Below are 20,496 nucleotides of genomic sequence, written 5' to 3'. Positions count from 1 at the left end.
TCCCTTTTGTTGCGTCGTATCCTACCCAATAGCAGAATAAAATACTTTATCTTTTCAAGCTTTAATCTGAAGCAAAGGGATTAATATCCTATAGGATAAGCTCCTATCCACTCTCACGACAAAGCCACAACCAAACGATCCACCAAATCACTGATCTTGACAATCGTTCGCCATGTTCTGGTCGTAGCCTCTCTTTCTAACACCTTTTCAATGCGATTATTTCCAAACTTTGTTTGATGATAAGCCCCTTCACACTGAAGGTATATTGCACGTTGAACCCATCTTATCTGATCGCCTTTAGAATCAATTTCCGACAACTGAGATACACTCTTCATATCAGGAATAGAAGATAACAGGGTGACATGACTTCTCTTCACCAACTCCTCTGAATGAAGCGGAAAAGGATTGAATGCAACCATTTCACACCAAGAAGAGAGGTCGAATAATTGGAAAGGAATCTCAAAATCATAATGACGATCCAACACACGACGTACACAAGCCGAAACCACCTCTAGCGACTCTCCTTCATGCGTAAAAACAATATTCCCCGAATGGATATAGGTAGAGACATTCTGAAACCTCTCCGACTCTAAAAAGCTTCTCAAATCTGCCATCTTTACCTTGTGATGGTTCCCTAAATTGATACCCCGCATCAAAACAATATATATACGCATTTATCATACTTTTACAAAAAATACAGAAGATACATTATTATAATCATATACCACAATCATATTATCTAAAAACGCTACTTTGTTTCACCATGTCTGGATCGTTTCTGACAGTGACACGACAGTGTGTAATATAGAATTTGAGACAAGTTTCACAGGTATTTCCTAAGGGATTGTCCCTTACTTTGTTCATGCAATACGCATACTTTATGAATGGTTCAACCACCGAATCGATGGAGAATCGATGGACAAACCATGGACAAACCATGGACAAACCATGGACAAACCATGGACAAACCTACTAGGAATCCCTTATCAAACAAGAAGAAAACAGGGTGAATATATCATCTAAGTGGGATGGATATGACAATTATTTTTCTTATTACTATTGAAAAAAAGCCTAAGTTTATATGGATCGCATGCACCATTGTATTCGACACAAACCATTACTACTGGATGAATATCAATCAGACCAAAAGACCTTAGGTGTAAATAGGAAGACAAAAAGAGTTAACAGCAACAATGCTAACCACAGAAATTCAATAAAAACAGATCTAATAAAAGTAGGATAATACTCGATGTAATTAACTACAAAAAAATATCACCGAGAAATATAGACCACCCAATGATTAGAAATGGAGACATTTAATATACATAAATTAACTTTCACCTACTTTATTTTTGTATTTTTGCAACGTTTTATAAAATTCGAAGTTGGTATCTTATGAAATGGAACTATTTGACGAGTTCCTTTTATTCAGAGGATTTAATAGGGAATCTAGTGAGAATCTAGAACAGTACCCGCTGCTGTAATGCTACCAAAAAAGACGAATAAACATGCCACTGGGATATATCTTGGGAAGGCTATTTGTCTCGTGTAGTGAAGTCAGAAGACCTGCCAGAAGTAGAATGATTGCAACAAATAACACCTTCGGGAGCTAGGGTGATCGCATCAAAAACTGGCAAGATACTTCTTATTAATGCTCTATCCCAGAGCTTTAAAATTTCTTTATCATTGCTGTTTTTTAATGATCATTTCGATAGTTCACGAAAAATAACGATCAATTAAAATTACAGATGAAAAAAATTTTACTCTTACTCTTTTGTTCTTCTATTCTCTCTATTTGTAGAGGACAATATTTAGAAGATTTTGAATCCCCCAACTGCCTAGAGGACAACGGTTGGATTATCATGAATCGCAATGGTGGAAACACATGGAAATTGGCGGACAAGGCACACAGTGGCAACCAAGCGATTGCTATAGATTCGCAAGGAACCCAAAATGAGGAATACTTGGTGACCCCATGTATAAAAGTTAAAGAGGGAGACACCTTCTCTTTTTGGGCCCGAAGCAACTATAGTTTTAACAAAGAGAGCTTTGAGGTATATATTTCCACCTATCTAGTATCGGTCTCTTTCTTGAATGAAAATAGGCTAGATAAAGTTGAAGAGGTTCCTAGTAACTATACCCAATACACCTACGACTTGTCTGCATATGCAGGGGACAATATATATATTGCCATTAAATCTACTGCCAAAAACCACTCACTTCTATATATCGATGATGTAAAACTACCGTCGAAATATCACGATAAAGACTCACCAATGGCCCCTGATGAAATACATCCAAAATTTAATGCCGTAGATCAAGAGAAAAATATTCTTTTAGAATGGGAACCATCTCCTTCTGCAAAATCTTACATCGTCTCTGTTGGAACAACGCTTGATAATATAAAGAATGTCATCTCCTCCAAAGAGGTTAAGCAAACGTCGCTTGAGATATCCCTTCCAAAGTATAACCAACAATATTACTGTACTGTCGCTGCCAAAAACAGATATGGGAAAAGTGAAGTATGCCCCATCTAGGAGTTTACGACGATGGAAGACCCAACCATAAAGAGTTTTCCATGGGTAGAGGACTTCGAGCAAACAACGTTTCCTCCCAGAGGTTGGAAAACACATAATGTGGACAATGACTCGAAAATGTGGATTCGTAGCCTTATGGCTGGAGTAGACCATTCGAAATGTGCAAGTATCCACGGCTATACCAAAGGAGATGATTGGTTGATCACCCTGCCTATTCAAATCCCTAAAAATGGACTTCTTAAATATAGTGCCAAGACCTATGGTAGCAGAATCTCGGTGGCCATATCCACAAAAGGGAGTAAGCCAGAAGATTTCAAAGAGATTGCGACACAAAAAACCATAGGCTCGTATAAAGAGTATACACAAGATCTATCCGAATTTCAAGGACAAACTGTATACATAGGCTTTCATCATACTGCATATCAATCGATGGATTTAGACCATATCCAAGTAGTGGAAGGGCAACCTGTTTCTATAGATCATATTGATTATGAAGCCATAACCTCTTCTGCATTAGGGCAAGGCAGTAAAAATGAACCTCTCACAAAATTGAATATTGTAGTACAAGGAGATGTGGGATCATTACAACTAAATAATCTGACATTAGATTTAGAAAACAGTCACGCGATTGAGAAGCTCTATCTTTATAAGACAGAGACAGAGTCTTTTCGTCATGAGACTTTGGTTGACGAAATAGAAGGGGTGGATTATGCGAAGAAATTTGGAGGCACTTCAGGGGACGATAAAGACTGGCTTAAGCTTATTGTTAGAGGTTGTGATGCAGCCAATAAAGAGACTGGTAAGACTGAGACATATCTTGCAGATTATCGTTTTGATGACAATACCAAAGACTATATCCTTGACTCTTGAAAATGATTGGATCTATCTGTTTTAGGTAAGGTGACGAAAATCGACTTCGAAATGGTCTCTACCGACAACAATGATTTGGGAATGATAAATACCCCAGTCTATTTCTGTATGGACAATGTGAATGGTGTGGATCCTAAAGATCAAGCACCAACCCTAAAACAATCCATTCCTTCAATCCAAACAGAGAATATATCCTTCAGTGAGATCTCCCATGGTAAAATAATTAACATTCACTACATATAACTGCCGTATCTACGTCATGAGCTCGTATAGAATTAGGGTTTCACTTTGTAGTGCAAGCCTATCCAGTTCATAAATACCTTATACGATTCGTGTACCACAGACCAGCGTTTTCATACGGCTTTCTACAGGTTGTTCCGCACTATATACACCATAGTCTTCTGCTAGGTGGTGAATCTACAAGCCCCACCTACGAACTTATACCGATTAGCTAATTATCATGCATGGCACACTAAAAAGGAGAAGATACGAATATCTCCCCCTTAGATGATTAAAAGAAAAGTAATACAAACGATGAAAAAGTAAATTATAAAATCAATTTTCCTTTCACAGTAATTTTAAAAGCATTCGCAATATCATCAATTTTAGCAGTGTTCTTAGGGAAGTAGATCGTCAAACCTTCTGCCGTACGCTCCCACTTCACTTTCTCCCCTGTTGCAAGAAACTCAATCGAATCAATCTTATTCTTTGTAGAAAGCTTCTCTCCTCGCTTCATACATTTAATGGTATATTGGTGTGATTTGGGATTTCCTAATACTGTTGCATAGATCTTATTCATATCTTTGCTTCTTGTAAAGCGTATGTCTTCAGCAGATAGCCCATGGAAATTCCAACGATATGCGTGTTTATTCTTTGACCAATTTAACATTTTGGCTGTTCCTTCACCAGATATTTTCCAACGACGTGTATTATAAATCGCTTCGCCATTCTTTTTTAACCAATCACCCATCCCTTTCATAATGGCAACCTCTTCTTCAGGAATAGAACCATCACCTTTTGGTGTCAAAGAGATGAAAAAGATACCACCACGACTCACGATGTCAATCAAACTACGAGTCTGGTAGTCTTCACGTTGACGATACTTCTTATTATTCACATAACACCAAGGATAACCAATAGCTCTGTCAGCCAACCAGTAACCTTTAGGATCTTCCTCCATATCTCGACAGTTCTCATAACAACGAAGTCCAAAACCTAATGGGAAATTCCACATTTTACTACCAGGTAGCTTGTTGCAAATAACAACCTCATCCCCACTAACTCCTTTTTTATTATAATAATATTTGAAGATCGATGTCACTGAATCCTCAGGAACTTCATTATTTTTTATCGAACCAGAGATCCCATCAAACCACAGCACGTCAGGACGATATTTATCAATCACTTCACGCACCTGACCACTCCAACGCTTTCCATATTCCTCTTTGGGCATCTTCTCTGGATCTAAATAGATATTAGAGTTCTCATCTTTGAAAATATCCCAGTTTTCTTTCTGATATGGAGTAAATTTATTTCTATTCTTTCTTAAAACATAACCATATGTACGAGCCATATGAAAGGTTGCCGCCAATTTTAAATCTGCATTACGAACCTCTTTTGCAATCTCTCCATAGATATCTCTTTTAGGTCCCTGTTGCATCGAATTGAAATCGGTATATTTAGTATCCCACAGACAAAAACCATCATGATGAGAAAGACATATTCCTGCAAATTTCACACCGCCCTCTTTCATCACTGACACCCACTCCTTGGCATCGAACTTCTCTGCAGTAAACATCGGAACAAAATCTTTGTACCCAAAATCTTTGATGCGACCGTATTTAGCACGGTGATATGCTTTGGTTCCTCTCACATCCTTATCCCCCGCAGTATAAAGACTCTTTACATAGTCAGGACCACCATGTGCAGGAACAGAAAATATTCCCCAATGGGTATATATCCCAAATTTCGCATCTAACATCCACTCAGGAATAGGTTGTTTCTTAAGCCCTCCCCACTCTGCAGAATATGGTTTTTTCCAATCATAAGATTGAATGGAACTATCAGTAAGCTTCTTTGTATCTTTCTTATTTTTCTTTTTGGCTGAAACTATCGATATGGATATTACCCCAATCAGACAAAACCATAAAGCTCTCTTCATCGTGCTCTTCATAATTTAAATATTAATCGTGTTTAGTAATTGGATTTCAAGTACAATGATAAAGGAAGCTTTCAACTACTAATAACAAAAACAATATCAATTTCGTAACAAGAAGTACCAAACTAGATCCAATTTGTCCTTTTTGAGAGATGTTACATTATTATCCTCTCATTTGACAATATCTAGTGAATAATTCATAATAATAAAAACATATATATTAATTTCCAATATATAATAAGAGAAGCTACCTTCTTCTTGTTTACAAATCAAAAAAAAGGATGTCCTATATGAATAGAACACCCTCTCTCACTAAATAATTAATTAATAGAATCTATCTTTTAATAATAATCTTATATACCTTATCTCTATTCACTCTCAACAAATAGACTCCTTCTATGAGTGACTGAACTGGAATTGTGACTTTCACATCCTCCACATTTACAGTCTTCGCTAATCGTCCTTTTGAATCATAAATAAAGATTTTATCATCGGTCTTCAACCCGGTTATTTCTAAGAAGTCAGAAGCAGGATTAGGATATATCTTCACCTTCTCTTCACTATCCCATTCCCCTGTAGTACCTATTACAGTGATCTCACGTTGAATGATCTGTTGCTTGTGATTTTCATCCTCATCAACTATAATACTTAGAATAACAGTACCCTCAGCCACAGCAGTAATCGTATGATTTATTGTTTGTAAGATCAATGGATCTGCACTTACAAGACTAAAGTCTACCTCTTGAGAAAGTTCAACGTCTAATGTCTGCCCAACTTCTAGATCAAGATCCTCATTAGTCCATGTTACATTCCATTCCGCTTTTTCGATGGTTAAAGTTCCATGAATATACTCCACATCATAATTCTTACTCACACCAGGAGTAATCACGATATCATATTTTCCAACATCACTGTCTTTTGTAGCAACAGAAGATAATATTGGATTGGTAGTGAAGATAATATTGTCCCCTTCACGAGCACCATCCACATCGTATCCCCAAATAGGATTTAACTCTTGATATTTACGAGTATAACTTACTCCTCGAACAGTAGCACTTGCTTTAGCAACATCGAAAGTAAACGTATAATTAAATGGTTTATAAAGAGTATTACCATCATTTGTTACTGTTATTAAAGAAGTACCAGCACCTACAATATTAAATATCAATCCATTTATTGAAACAACATCTATATTATCACTCGAATAGTTCAATGTTAGATTCTGATCAGTTTGTGCAATTTGTGTAACTGATAGTTGTCTATAATTTACCTCATTAATAAAAGAACTAGTGACAGACTGCTCGTTTCTATCATCTACAATATAGATCGTAATATCAGTCCATTCACTATAATCTTCGCCATCGCTGACTCTTACTTGGAAGTCATACTGATCCTCTCCATACTTAAACAACTCATCTAAGTCAGTAATCGAAAGAACGCCACTATTGGGATGCAAAGCAAATGGGGCATTACCATCATAGTCTTTATCTTGTAGATATCGAAACTGCCATCCATTAAGCGAACTACCACTACTCTCCTTATCACTTGCTTCAAGCTGAATCGTCTCTGTTCCAACTAACCCTTTTAAGTTCAAAGTCTCAGAATCAGTATCCACTGTTGGTGGAGTATTGGCTGGTTTGGTTACAGTGATCGTTTCTACAAAACTTATCGCATGATAATTTTGGTCTTCTGCCACCCCTACTGTTATTGTTGCACTTCCCTCATCTAATGCAGTAATCGTTTGATCCATTACAGATACGATGTCTTCATCTGAAGAAGTTACAGTGAAAGGTACAGTAGCATCAGAAAGAACAACAGTCAATGATTCTCCAACCTTAAGAGCATTCGTTGGATTACTCCAAACTATATCTCTATCTGCCCTTTCTATCGTTAGTGTACCATTTGTATAATTCGCATTATAGTTTGGACTGATACCAGGTGTAATTTCAATATCAAATGTTCCGACATCACTATCTAGAGTTGCACTTGAAGATAGTGTTGGACTAGTACCAAAGATATTGGAATCTCCCTCTCTAGCTCCTTCTACCTCGTACTCAAATACAGGATTCGATTCTTGATACTTACGGATGTAACTCTTCGCTGTCACAGTAATATTACCTTTGGCTACAGTAAAAGTAAAGGTATCACTATATGGCTTATACATATTATTACCTTCATTGCTTACGGCAATCTCAGAACTACCAACTCCTTCTATCTCAAACACATTATCTTCAACACGAACCACTCCAACATTGCTACTTACATACTCTAAGGCAAGAGATGCATCACTCTGCGAAACCTGAGTAACTGTCAATTCACTATAGTTCGAGCCTTTGATGAAACTTGCTGTTACAGACTGCAATTCTCGATTATCTACAATAGAAATGGTAACATCTTTCCATTCACTATAATTCTCAACATCACGTACTCTTACTTGGAAAGTATAATCATGTGTTCCATAAGCAAACAACTCATCTAGGTCAGTAATCGAAAGAACTCCAGTGATTGCATCCAGTGCAAATGGAGCTGTTCCATCATTATCCTTATCCTGTAGATAACGCAATTCCCATCCATTGAGAGCACTACTATCACTCTCCTTATCACTTGCGACAAGCTGAATCGTCTCTGTTCCATCTAACCCTTTTAAGTTCAAAGTCTCAGAATCAGTATCCACTGTTGGTGGAGTATTGGCTGGTTTGGTTACAGTGATCGTTTCTACAAAACTTATCGCATGATAATTTTGGTCTTCTGACACCTCTACTGTTATTGTTGCACTTCCCTCATCTAATGCAGTAATCGTTTGATCCATTACAGATACGATGTCTTCATCGGAAGAAGTTACAGTGAAAGGTACAGTAGCATCAGAAAGAACAACAGTCAATGATTCTCCAACCTTAAGAGTATTCGTTGGATTACTCCAAACTATATCTCTATCTGCCCTCTCAATAGTTAACGTTCCATCAATATAATCGGCATCGTAATTAGAACTAATGCCAGAGGCAAGTGTAAGCGCATAACTACCTACATTACTAGTAACAGTTGCTGTCGTAGAGATCGTTGGATCATTATCAAAGAGATCCCTATCTCCCTCTCTAGCTCCCACTACCTCGTACTCAAATACAGGATTCGATTCTTGATACTTACGGATGTAACTCTTCGCTGTCACAGTAATATTACCTTTGGCTACAGTAAAAGTAAAGGTATCACTATATGGCTTATACATATTATTACCTTCATTGCTTACGGCAATCTCAGAACTACCAACTCCTTCTATCTCAAACACATTATCTTCAACACGAACCACTCCAACATTGCTACTTACATACTCTAAGACAAGAGATGCATCACTCTGCGAAACCTGAGTAACTGTCAATTCACTATAGTTCGAGCCTTTGATGAAACTTGCTGTTACAGACTGCAATTCTCGATTATCTACAATAGAAATGGTAACATCTTTCCATTCACTATAATTCTCAACATCACGTACTCTTACTTGGAAAGTATAATCATGTGTTCCATAAGCAAACAACTCATCTAGGTCAGTAATCGAAAGAACTCCAGTGATTGCATCCAGTGCAAATGGAGCTGTTCCATCATTATCCTTATCCTGTAGATAACGCAATTCCCATCCATTAAGCGAACTACCACTACTCTCCTTATCACTTGCTTCAAGCTGAATCGTCTCTGTTCCGTCTAAACCTTTCAAGTTCAGAGTCTCAGAATCAGTATCCACTGTTGGTGGAGTATTGGCTGGTTTGGTTACAGTGATCGTTTCTACAAAACTTATCGCATGATAATTTTGGTCTTCTGACACCTCTACTGTTATTGTTGCACTTCCCTCATCTAATGCAGTAATCGTTTGATCCATTACAGATACGATGTCTTCATCGGAAGAAGTTACAGTGAAAGGTACAGTAGCATCAGAAAGAACAACAGTCAATGATTCTCCAACCTTAAGAGTATTCGTTGGATTACTCCAAACTATATCTCTATCTGCCCTCTCAATAGTTAACGTTCCATCAATATAATCGGCATCGTAATTAGAACTAATGCCAGAGGCAAGTGTAAGCACATAACTACCTACATTACTAGTAACAGTTGCTGTCGTAGAGATCGTTGGATCATTATCAAAGAGATCCCTATCTCCCTCTCTAGCTCCCACTACCTCGTACTCAAATACAGGATTCGATTCTTGATACTTACGGATGTAACTCTTCGCTGTCACAGTAATATTACCTTTGGCTACAGTAAAAGTAAAGGTATCACTATATGGCTTATACATATTATTACCTTCATTGCTTACGGTAATCTCAGAACTACCAACTCCTTCTATCTCAAACACATTATCTTCAACACGAACCACTCCAATATTGCTACTTACATACTCTAAGACAAGAGATGCATCACTCTGCGAAACCTGAGTAACTGTCAATTCACTATAGTTCGAGACTTTGATGAAACTTGCTGTTACAGACTGCAATTCTCGATTATCTACAATAGAAATGGTAACATCTTTCCATTCACTATAATTCTCAACATCACGTACTCTTACTTGGAAAGTATAATCATGTGTTCCATATGCAAACAACTCATCTAGGTCAGTAATCGAAAGAACTCCAGTAATTGCATCCAGTGCAAATGGAGCTGTTCCATCATTATCCTTATCCTGTAGATAACGCAATTCCCATCCATTAAGCGAACTACCACTACTCTCCTTATCACTTGCTTCAAGCTGAATCGTCTCTGTTCCGTCTAAACCTTTCAAGTTCAGAGTCTCAGAATCAGTATCCACTGTTGGTGGAGTATTGGCTGGTTTGGTTACAGTGATCGTTTCTACAAAACTTATCGCATGATAATTTTGGTCTTCTGCCACCCCTACTGTTATTGTTGCACTTCCCTCATCTAATGCAGTAATCGTTTGATCCATTACAGATACGATGTCTTCATCGGAAGAAGTTACAGTGAAAGGTACAGTAGCATCAGAAAGAACAACAGTCAATGATTCTCCAACCTTAAGAGTATTCGTTGGATTACTCCAAACTATATCTCTATCTGCCCTCTCAATAGTTAACGTTCCATCAATATAATCGGCATCGTAATTAGAACTAATGCCAGAGGCAAGTGTAAGCGCATAACTACCTACATTACTAGTAACAGTTGCTGTCGTAGAGATCGTTGGATCATTATCAAAGAGATCCCTATCTCCCTCTCTAGCTCCCACTACCTCGTACTCAAATACAGGATTCGATTCTTGATACTTACGGATGTAACTCTTCGCTGTCACAGTAATATTACCTTTGGCTACAGTAAAAGTAAAGGTATCACTATATGGCTTATACATATTATTACCTTCATTGCTTACGGCAATCTCAGAACTACCAACTCCTTCTATCTCAAACACATTATCTTCAACACGAACCACTCCAACATTGCTACTTACATACTCTAAGACAAGAGATGCATCACTCTGCGAAACCTGAGTAACTGTCAATTCACTATAGTTCGAGCCTTTGATGAAACTTGCTGTTACAGACTGCAATTCTCGATTATCTACAATAGAAATGGTAACATCTTTCCATTCACTATAATTCTCAACATCACGTACTCTTACTTGGAAAGTATAATCATGTGTTCCATATGCAAACAACTCATCTAGGTCAGTAATCGAAAGAACTCCAGTAATTGCATCCAGTGCAAATGGAGCTGTTCCATCATTATCCTTATCCTGTAGATAACGCAATTCCCATCCATTGAGAGCACTACTATCACTCTCCTTATCACTTGCGACAAGCTGAATCGTCTCTGTTCCATCTAACCCTTTTAAGTTCAAAGTCTCAGAATCAGTATCCACAGTTGGTGGAGTGTTTCCATGCTCGTAAACTGTAACAGTTTCTACGATTGTTTTAGTTTCGTGATTAATATCTCCAGGAATAGTAATGGATATATCAGTGCTTCCAACCTTTAATCCAGTAATCACTTTACCATCTACTGCAATGATGTTGACATCTGCTGACGTAACATTAAAAGCTATAGATGCATCAGAAAGTGCAATTGTAAACGGCTCATTTATATATAACTTATCAGGCTGATTACTCCATATAATACTCCATTCCGCTTTTTCAATCGTTAAATTACCATCAAAATACCGTACATTATAATTTGGACTTATCCCGGCACTTATCTCAATATTATAAACACCGACACCACTATCTTGTATAGCATCCGAGGTGATAGTAGGTTCCGTAGTGAAGATATTACTATCTCCATCCTGTGCTCCCACTACATCATACACCCATACAGGATTTGCCTCCTGATACTTACGAGTATAACTTCTTGCTGTCACTGTAATATCGCCTTTTGCTACAGTAAAAGTAAAGTTTTCGCTATACGGCTTATATTGTTTATTTCCATCATTACTTACAGTTATTTCCGAAGTACCAACTCCCTTCACCTGTAAAATATGTCCTTGTACAGTTGCCACGACACCATTACTACTCTCATATTGTAATACTAATGATTGATCACTCTGTTCAATCTGACTTACAGAGGCTTGATTAAATGTCGTCGACAAATTAAATACACCACTTACTGATTGACTTTCTCGGTCATCAGTAATCACAATAGATACGTTTGTTGGGGCACTAACTAGAGTTCCATCACTCACTGTAACCTTAAAATCATACTGATGATCTGCATATTTAAACAACTCATCATAATCACTTATAGAGATTATTCCAGTACTAGAATCAACAGAGAATGCCATTACTCCATCCCGGTCTTTATCCTCTAAATCAATGATGGTCCAATTAGTAAAACTAGTAGTTCCAAAATCAGCATCTGTTGCTTTTAATAGGAAATTAAATGTCTGTTCTAACCCCTTCAAGTTCATATTTAACGAGGTGGTTGTAACAACTGGAACCTTATTATTCACATTATTAATTAAGATACTAGTAGTAAAAGTGACTGTTTCTTCTCCATCCGTTACAGAAACAACGATACCGTCTACTCGATTGGTCTCCACATCCGCATTCCATGTAATGACCCCTTGATTATTAATAGTCATTCCTGCTGGACCAGACACAAGTGAATACAATAGACCGTCATTATCATAATCCATTACTGCTAGCGTATGTGTAAACACTTCTCCTTCTGTTACAGACCAATTACCACTATCTGTAATAACAGGTGCATCGTTGACAGAACGAATATTGGCAATACATCTACCTGTATCAGTACTCTCGACTCCTTGATCGTTTACAAACTTGAATTCAAAAGCAGTAATATCTTGACCATTTAAGTTTGTCTTCGGTTCAAATACGAGGTTTTCAATATTTGTAATATCTACAAGTGCACCAGCAGACAATGCCACACCATCAAGCGATAGGGATCCATTCGTCGGAATTGTGGTTATCTTGACAGTTTTTAGCGTATGATTATCTACATCTAAGAAACTCTTATCAAAGATAGATCTACTAAAGATATAGCTATTATCTTCATTCATTGAAATATGAACATCCTCTGTAATAGAAGGGGCATCCGCCACTTCTACGACACTTACCGTTATGTTATAAGAACCATTAATGGCCCCATTATCATCCTTCAACTTATAGTCGAATGAGGTATAAGGCTCACCAAAACCATTTGGTGTAGGCACAAATTTCAATAGACCAATATTACTTGCATTTACCTCAAAAGGAATCATCATTTCACTAATCGTAGTACCATTATAAGTCAATGTTCCAAGACCAGGAAGTGAAACTATTGTAATAGCCCCTAATGCATCGTTCTCCACATCACTGTAATGGTCTGTGAATACAGATGGTAAGAAATCAAAGACCTCGTCTTCATTCATCGAAATAGTCAGATCACTTCCATCAGGAGCATCATTCACTGCTTCAATTTCAAATGCTAAGTTTGCCTTTACACTGTTTGATAAATGACTATCCTGAACACGATAGGTCAAGGTGTCATTCACACTACTATTATTTAGTGGAGCATATACAAGCTCAATACTCGGAGAAACCTCCATTTTTAAAGGAAGGTCCCCTGCAACCACCTCTTGATCATTATAATATAGTGCACCATCTATTGGTAATGATTCAATGATAACATATTGGGCGTCATCACTCTCAACATCACTATACCCAACACGGAATAAATGTGTATGAAATTTCAATGACACATCCTCTTTTGTTTTCATTGTGATATCTGTCACCTCTGGAGCATCATTAACAGCCGCCACAACTACAGTAGCAGTAGCATCCCCATCTGTATAGCCGACATCATCGCTCAAATCCCATCTAAAACTATCTGTACCATTCCAGTTTGCATTGAAATGCAAGGTAACATCTTGATCATCTAAATCACTGTACATCAATTGTATTGGAGTAGTTAAGACATCATCCCCTTTCATAAAATAACCATTTTCTGGAGAAGTAATCAATGCAATATGTGTTACATTTTCCCCATTACTAATAGCATCAGCAAAAAAAGATTTTGTGATAGGATAAGGTTCATCTTCTCTAACATCAATACGATTATCCGAAATGGCAAGATTGGACACTTTTGGACTCACAATAAGATTAATATAAGCATCTACTGCGGCCCATTTACCATTGGCATAACCATTCCAATTAAAAGTTGCAGTTCCGGAAAAATCACCCTCTTTGGTAAAAGTAATTCCCTTAGTCTCCAAATCCGAAACCGAAATCTCTTGATTTTCAGTAATCGTAACACCATTCATCCTCAACACTCCTTGGCTTGCCAAAGGAAGCGTCTTAACAATAATCTTCTCTAACGGATCATTATCCGCGTCACTAAAGTTCTCTTCAAAACGATTCTTTAATAAGGTTACCGTTCCTGAAGCTCCAACATGGACTGACTGAGGGATTGCCACAGGCGCATCATCCACATTAATCACCTCAATATATTGAGTTGTTTTTTGCTCAGAAGAACCTGCTAATTTATAAGTAAACGATGCGATTCCAGAGAAATCCTTTTTCGCAGTAAAATCAACATTATAGTTATCTACAATTGTCGCTACACCATGGTTACTAGAGACAATTTCGATAGCTCCATTGGCACTATCCCAATCCGTAATCTTCACTCCAGTTCTTAAAGTCTCCTCCTCATTCATCTGATGGAAAACAATCTTTCCTGTCTCTTCAAAATAGAGGTTTCCTTGAATTGTACCAATATTACCCTCTACCTGATCCTTCAATACAAAAGACTCAATGGCATCACAATTCCAATAGTTTACTAAATTAGGTGTATTCACATTGTAAGAGGCATAAATATCTTTCGCCTGGTCCACTGTTCGTACAATATTCCAAAGAGTAAGCTCATCCATTGCTCCCTTAAAATAATTGATATCTTCATCAGAGCTCTTACCTAAATAATAACTAAAAGAATCACTATTCTGAATCACACCAACATCTATCGTTGTAAATTGATTCTCATTCTCCAATACTGTAACTTTTGCATTTGCTCCAGTCACAATCTGCACTTTTTTCCATGAAGCCCCATTAGCAACACTACCAATTACAGTAAGGTCTGTAGTTGTCCCATTGCCACTCTTAATATACCATTGATTGCTACTATTCACACCAAATTCAAACCCTTTATTATTACTCAATGAAGAGACAATAACTTGATCCGTATTATCGAGAGTTGTTTTCACCAAAAACTCAATAGTTGAGACACTGGTACTCAATTCAATATGAGGTATTTCCACATAACCATTTCCAGTAAAGTGTAAAGCATTAAAAAATCCAACCTGCATCAAGTCTGCAACAGAAGTGACATGGATCGTCACAGTATGACTAGAACTATAATCTATTCCATCACTAGATTGGAATTGGAAACTATCAAAACCTGTTCCATTACGGTTTGGTTTTGGAGCATACCGAAGGTTCATTATATCTTCTTTTAGAATCTCTTGTCCTAAGACAACAAGATTTCCAAGAAGGGTTAACTTACCATTCGTTGGTAAAGTGGTAATTTTCACCTTCTCTTGAACCTGCTGTTCCACATCGTCATAAGACCTATTAAACAGATCAAAAGAGAAGTTAAAAGATTCATCTTCTCGAATGGCAATTTCAAAATCTTCGTTTGTAGGCTTGTCATTTACAGAGCTTAAAGAGACATAAATAGGGTACAACTCTAAACTCTCACCATTCGTATTCTGAACACGATACAATAACGTATCCATACGACTACCAAATACATTTGCCTTAGGAGTATAAGTAAGGTCACTAATATCTACATTAGGAATAACCTTACCATCGACAACATCCACACCATTCAATGCCAATACCCCATCTAACTTGGTAAGATCAAAAACGACACCAGTCATTCCATCATTCTCAACATCATCATATACAGAACCAAATTGATCCCCTGTAAATGAAATAGAGGTGTCCTCTGTTTCATTCAAATCAATAATACCTGCAGTGGGTATATCATCAACAGCTGAGATTGAAACAGTCCACTCTTTGTCACCATCCGTATAATTGGCTCCATCAGTAGCATCCCAACGACTTACCACAGCTCCATTATAATTAGGATCTGGAACCACCTTTAGATTATCTAAATCAGCCACAAGAACTTCCACAGGAGGAGTCAAAGCCTGATCATTTAAGGTTACAGTAATTCCAGTGCCAACCTCAATAAGAGCAATTTTTACCAAGTCTTGTGCATCACTATAATTATCTGTCCACAAATTCGTTGGAATACTGTATGTATTGTCCTCCACCATATTCGTACTCCACGAAGTTATAGTAGGCGGTGTATTATCTGGACCAATAACTAAAGACACTGCCCCACTCTCTGTCGAATAAGCATTCGTATACCCCTTCCACATAAAGAAGAAAGTTCCTTCATCTCCATTCACATAAGTAATTTTGGCTGTTTCGCTAAGAGGAATCTCTTGGTTCAAAACAATTGGTACGCCATCGAGTTTCAAATCTCCGGATGTCGGAAGCGTGGTGATCTGGATCTTCTCTAATGCATCTCCCTCTTCATCTGTTAGGTTATCTGAAAATTGTTCAGTAGTGAAAGTAATAGTTAGTCCCTTCTCTGCAATTCTTGTTTGTGGAATCACAACAGGAGGATCATTTTCGGTCGTAATACTAAATTGTATTGTAGTTGGATCCAAAGTCTTTTTGTCATTTCGAATCACTACAACCATTTGATCTGACGTAGTATGCGAACCATCATGAACATAAGAGACTAGATTATTATCAATATCTGCTTGTGTAAAGATATCACCAACGGCTAAAGTCTCTCCATCCCGTTGAATCTCGCCATGAGATGGCAAACTTTGAATAGTCATCCCTATATGTTGATTATTTGGATCATTCACCAACAATGAAGAATTCGAAATTTCCTTAGTCTCACCCTCATTCAATGTGATCAAATCATTGGTTTCAATCACTGGATCAATAGTAGGAGCAGTAACATAATAATAAGACGAATTCGTATCTCCCGCAGCATTCGTTGCAGTAAATCGATAATAATGTGCTGTACCGTATTGAATAATTGGAAAACTTACTTTAAAAGTATTGGTATTATTCGTCGAATATAGAGTCCCTGGTCTATTGATCGTATTACCCAAAGAGATCGTCAATCCATAATCCAACCGTATAGAAGTAGGGGAAAAGTTTGGCTTCACAGTCGAAGTAATCTCAATACTATCCTCTCCATTCAAACTGTAATATCCATATCCTGTAAATTCAGGCTCCTTATAAAAGATAGACTTTACGTTAAAACTATAGTCAATCGATTCACCATTAATCGCTTTGACAGTATTTGTGTAGATACCTGGAGTAGAATGATTTGCAGAGATGGTAAAAGTCTCTTCAGAATCTGCGGCAATCTGATTAAAAATTAGAGGTTCATTAATACCAAAGATACCATCTAGGGTTTCTAGCTTTAATAAAGGGGTTGTAGAGATAGTATAATCCTCATTTCCAATATTCGCGATAGTATAAGTGTGTGATATGGTTTCTCCTATCTTAGTAGATCCCAAATCTGTATTATTATCTGTGATTGTCTCTGTGGAATTATTGGGTATTGGATTATTGTTAGAACTGATTCTCAACACAGAAGAAGCCCCAGACATAGTAGATATAGGAAATGAATATCTGGTTCCATTACTATTTTTAGCATATGCTCTAACATAATAGATCTTATCTACCTCCATATTGTTTATCGTGGTGGTAAAGACATCCGAAGAGCTACCTCCTGCAACTGCCACCATCGTAGCCCCCTCCTCTTCAGTTGGCGTCTCATCGATAGTAGAATACACAAAACCTCTCTCAGTATACCCAGCACTAGATAGAACAAATTCACTAGAAACATCTACACTATTTTCTTGTATATTTGACACCTCTACCATCTGCATCAATGGGAAATCTTCATTACTATATGATTGGGCTGTATAAACAACATTATCGATAAAAACATATGCCTCTTTCGGCTTATTCTCAAACATGATCTTATCAATAATCGTATTATCTAAATCCAATCCCTCTATAGTAGAAAGATCAATCAAAGTAAAACCGTTATTGATTTTAGGATCTGTATTATAAACATCTTTAGGTATCTTGTAGTGAAAAATTAGATCCGAGAAATGATAACCATTTAAATAGATATCCTTACTAGTATCAATAGTGGCACCAGTTGGGTCAGTTACCTTTATATAAAACCGCTTAAGATAAAAACTAGTATAATACATATAGAATCCTCCAATTTCATCAAAAACAGAAGAGATACTTTTATTTCCTAGTATCGCTTTACTAGAGCTATCAATACCATAAGGATTCGTATCATCTGAATAGGTCTGAAATCGATTTTGAAGACTTAACTGTCGACCATTTTCATAATAAGAACCAGAAGTAGGAGATCCTTCAAAAGTAAATGTCTCCTCACTTTGAGAAAACAAACTACTAATAGATATTAAAAAAGAGATAACGAAGAGTAGAAATCTTTTCATAATTATATTAATTATAGATGTAATGTCATCCTCTTTAACAACCATTTGTTTTTAATTGTTCTATTTGTCAAAAACTATTTTTTAAGAGAATATTAACACTTGCAAAAAAATATACACAGACTGCAAAGAATAAGATTAAAGAATAATGTAGATGAGATAAAACTTCTCAATAAAACAGGAGTTTTCAACGATATAAGAAATATCATCACAAAGAATCATTACATAAAACACAATTCATATCACTCAATACCAATACTTTAATAACAAATACAGAGACGATACTTTGATCATCTATCATTACAAACTGTCAGGCTTCAATAAATAAAAACAAAAGTGATGATATTAGAACCCCAATCATCACATCAAAAATATATTGGGCTATATTTTTCTAGATTAGACTAAAAATATAAGTCATTTCACCAAATAATTAAGATTTTATTCCATCAAAAAAAACATAGCTACAACTCAATCACTTTATTACATAAACAGAGCATATTTTACTCTCTCCATTGAAATTGTAAATCAAACTAGAACTGAATCTTATCACAGTCTTATTAAAAACGAAAGCAGATCCGAAGACCTGCTTTTAAAAATTGTAAAACCTGATTATAGTCCATACAAAGATCAAACAACAACTTTACAATAACTACTATCCGAAATAGCATCCGCACGAAAGACTCCAGGTAAACTGTAAAAAACATATACATGAAGGACTTTCCCTTTCATCTCATCCAGCAATTCAACACCACAATGATGAGCTGAAACCAAATCAACATTCAAATAACACATGACAGATTCAAAATCATCAGTAGCTACCAAACATTGAACCATCAAATCTCTATTGTCAAAACGTTCCACATTGGTTGGATTCCAATCCAATGAAAGAGTACCAAGGTCATTCACAGTAGCCTTAAAATTCTTTAGGTTACCTAAAGAACCATTAGATAGTGCGAATTTATCGTATGCGATATCAAGCTTCCCTGATTTCATACTAAATACAGAAAAATTACGAGAAAAAGCAGCATTAAAAGCAGTTTGCCCTTTTGCCATTGGTGCAAATCCCTGCTTAAAAATGACTCCTCCTTTTGAAATAACATCAATCACTTTTTTAAAATGAGCTTGGTGTTCTATGGATTTACTACTCTTTTTACGTTTAGATGCTGTTGGCAAAGAACGCATCACTTGAATTCCTTTCCATGACGACCCAATAACACTACCTACTTTACCTGAAAATCCACCAAGAATTCCTTTATTAATTGTTCCCATAACATTTAGTTTTAAGGGGTTATACATTGATTAACAGTTCAAACCTATCCTTAAAATTCATCCCACACAAACGTACAGAACAAGCATGTAGAAGAATACCTAAATCGTCTCAAATATGCATAAATTGTCTCCCCTCTATTCAAAATGAACAACCTGCAAAATCATAAATAATAGAAGTGTAAGAACAACAAACCGTAGTAGTTATTTCATTAAAAATCAGCACAACGATCCGTTATAGAGCCAGAATAACCTAGAAAACCATAAGAATATCCACATAATACATTGAAATAAAACCTTCAGCAACTCTTCCTTATTACAAAAGACAAGAATAATCAGAGTAGTATATAATTTTTATTAAAAACTTAAATATGCTATTCATCCCCAATGAAAAACAGTACAACTGTCAACAAAAAGCAGCCATTTAAGTCTAAATGATCAACAATCAACAAAAAAAACATGATATTACTTAGAAAATATGTTCATATCATCGAAATACATTGTAATTTATTATAGTATATGTTAACTTACGTTCATAAATACATAATTATTATACTTTTCGCTTATTTCTACATAAAATAAAAAATATCGCACTGCATTGATTGTTGTTCTTATGAACAAACCTATTTAAACAAACACAATAAATAAGCTGTAAATTCAAACACATGAACAAA

General features: G+C 36.5%; 7 protein-coding genes and 1 riboswitch. Of the genes, 3 read left to right on the top strand and 4 right to left on the bottom strand.

From position 1 onward, the window contains the following. Positions 1-113 precede the first annotated feature (113 nt). Positions 114-674 (bottom strand): DUF1697 domain-containing protein, encoded by a 561-nt coding sequence (locus K4L44_05480; GenBank protein ID QZE15285.1) that lies wholly within the window; start codon positions 672-674, stop codon positions 114-116. A gap of 724 nt (positions 675-1,398) precedes the next feature. Next, positions 1,399-1,589: riboswitch (cobalamin riboswitch) on the top strand. A 159-nt stretch (positions 1,590-1,748) separates the two neighbouring features. Between K4L44_05480 and K4L44_05475 the strand changes: the two genes are divergently transcribed. Genes K4L44_05475 through K4L44_05465 form a run of 3 tightly spaced genes read left to right on the top strand, consistent with a single transcriptional unit; the run spans position 1,749 to position 3,650 of the window. Then, entirely contained in the window at positions 1,749-2,537 is a 789-nt protein-coding gene (locus K4L44_05475) for a choice-of-anchor J domain-containing protein (protein QZE15284.1), read from the top strand. 12 nt (positions 2,538-2,549) lie between these two features. Continuing rightward, positions 2,550-3,407 (top strand): DUF4465 domain-containing protein, encoded by an 858-nt coding sequence (locus K4L44_05470; GenBank protein ID QZE15283.1) that lies wholly within the window; start codon positions 2,550-2,552, stop codon positions 3,405-3,407. A 6-nt stretch (positions 3,408-3,413) separates the two neighbouring features. Further along, positions 3,414-3,650: a DUF4465 domain-containing protein gene (locus K4L44_05465; protein QZE15282.1), complete on the top strand. Its 237-nt coding sequence runs from the start codon at positions 3,414-3,416 to the stop codon at positions 3,648-3,650. 304 nt (positions 3,651-3,954) lie between these two features. On the opposite strand, the gene K4L44_05460 is transcribed toward K4L44_05465, so the two are convergent. The 3 genes from K4L44_05460 to K4L44_05450 form a co-directional block, all read right to left on the bottom strand. Continuing rightward, positions 3,955-5,568, bottom strand: a complete 1,614-nt coding sequence (locus K4L44_05460) for an alpha-L-fucosidase (GenBank protein ID QZE15281.1) — start codon at positions 5,566-5,568, stop codon at positions 3,955-3,957. Between the two features lie 331 nt (positions 5,569-5,899). After that, positions 5,900-18,559: a tandem-95 repeat protein gene (locus K4L44_05455; protein QZE15280.1), complete on the bottom strand. Its 12,660-nt coding sequence runs from the start codon at positions 18,557-18,559 to the stop codon at positions 5,900-5,902. Positions 18,560-19,183: 624 nt separating this feature from the next. After that, entirely contained in the window at positions 19,184-19,825 is a 642-nt protein-coding gene (locus K4L44_05450; GenBank protein QZE15279.1) for a hypothetical protein, read from the bottom strand. Positions 19,826-20,496: the final 671 nt, after the last annotated feature.

This window comes from Prolixibacteraceae bacterium, assembly GCA_019720755.1.
Lineage (GTDB): Bacteria > Bacteroidota > Bacteroidia > Bacteroidales > Prolixibacteraceae > Halosquirtibacter > Halosquirtibacter laminarini.
This window is presented reverse-complemented; position numbering and strand designations above follow the sequence as displayed.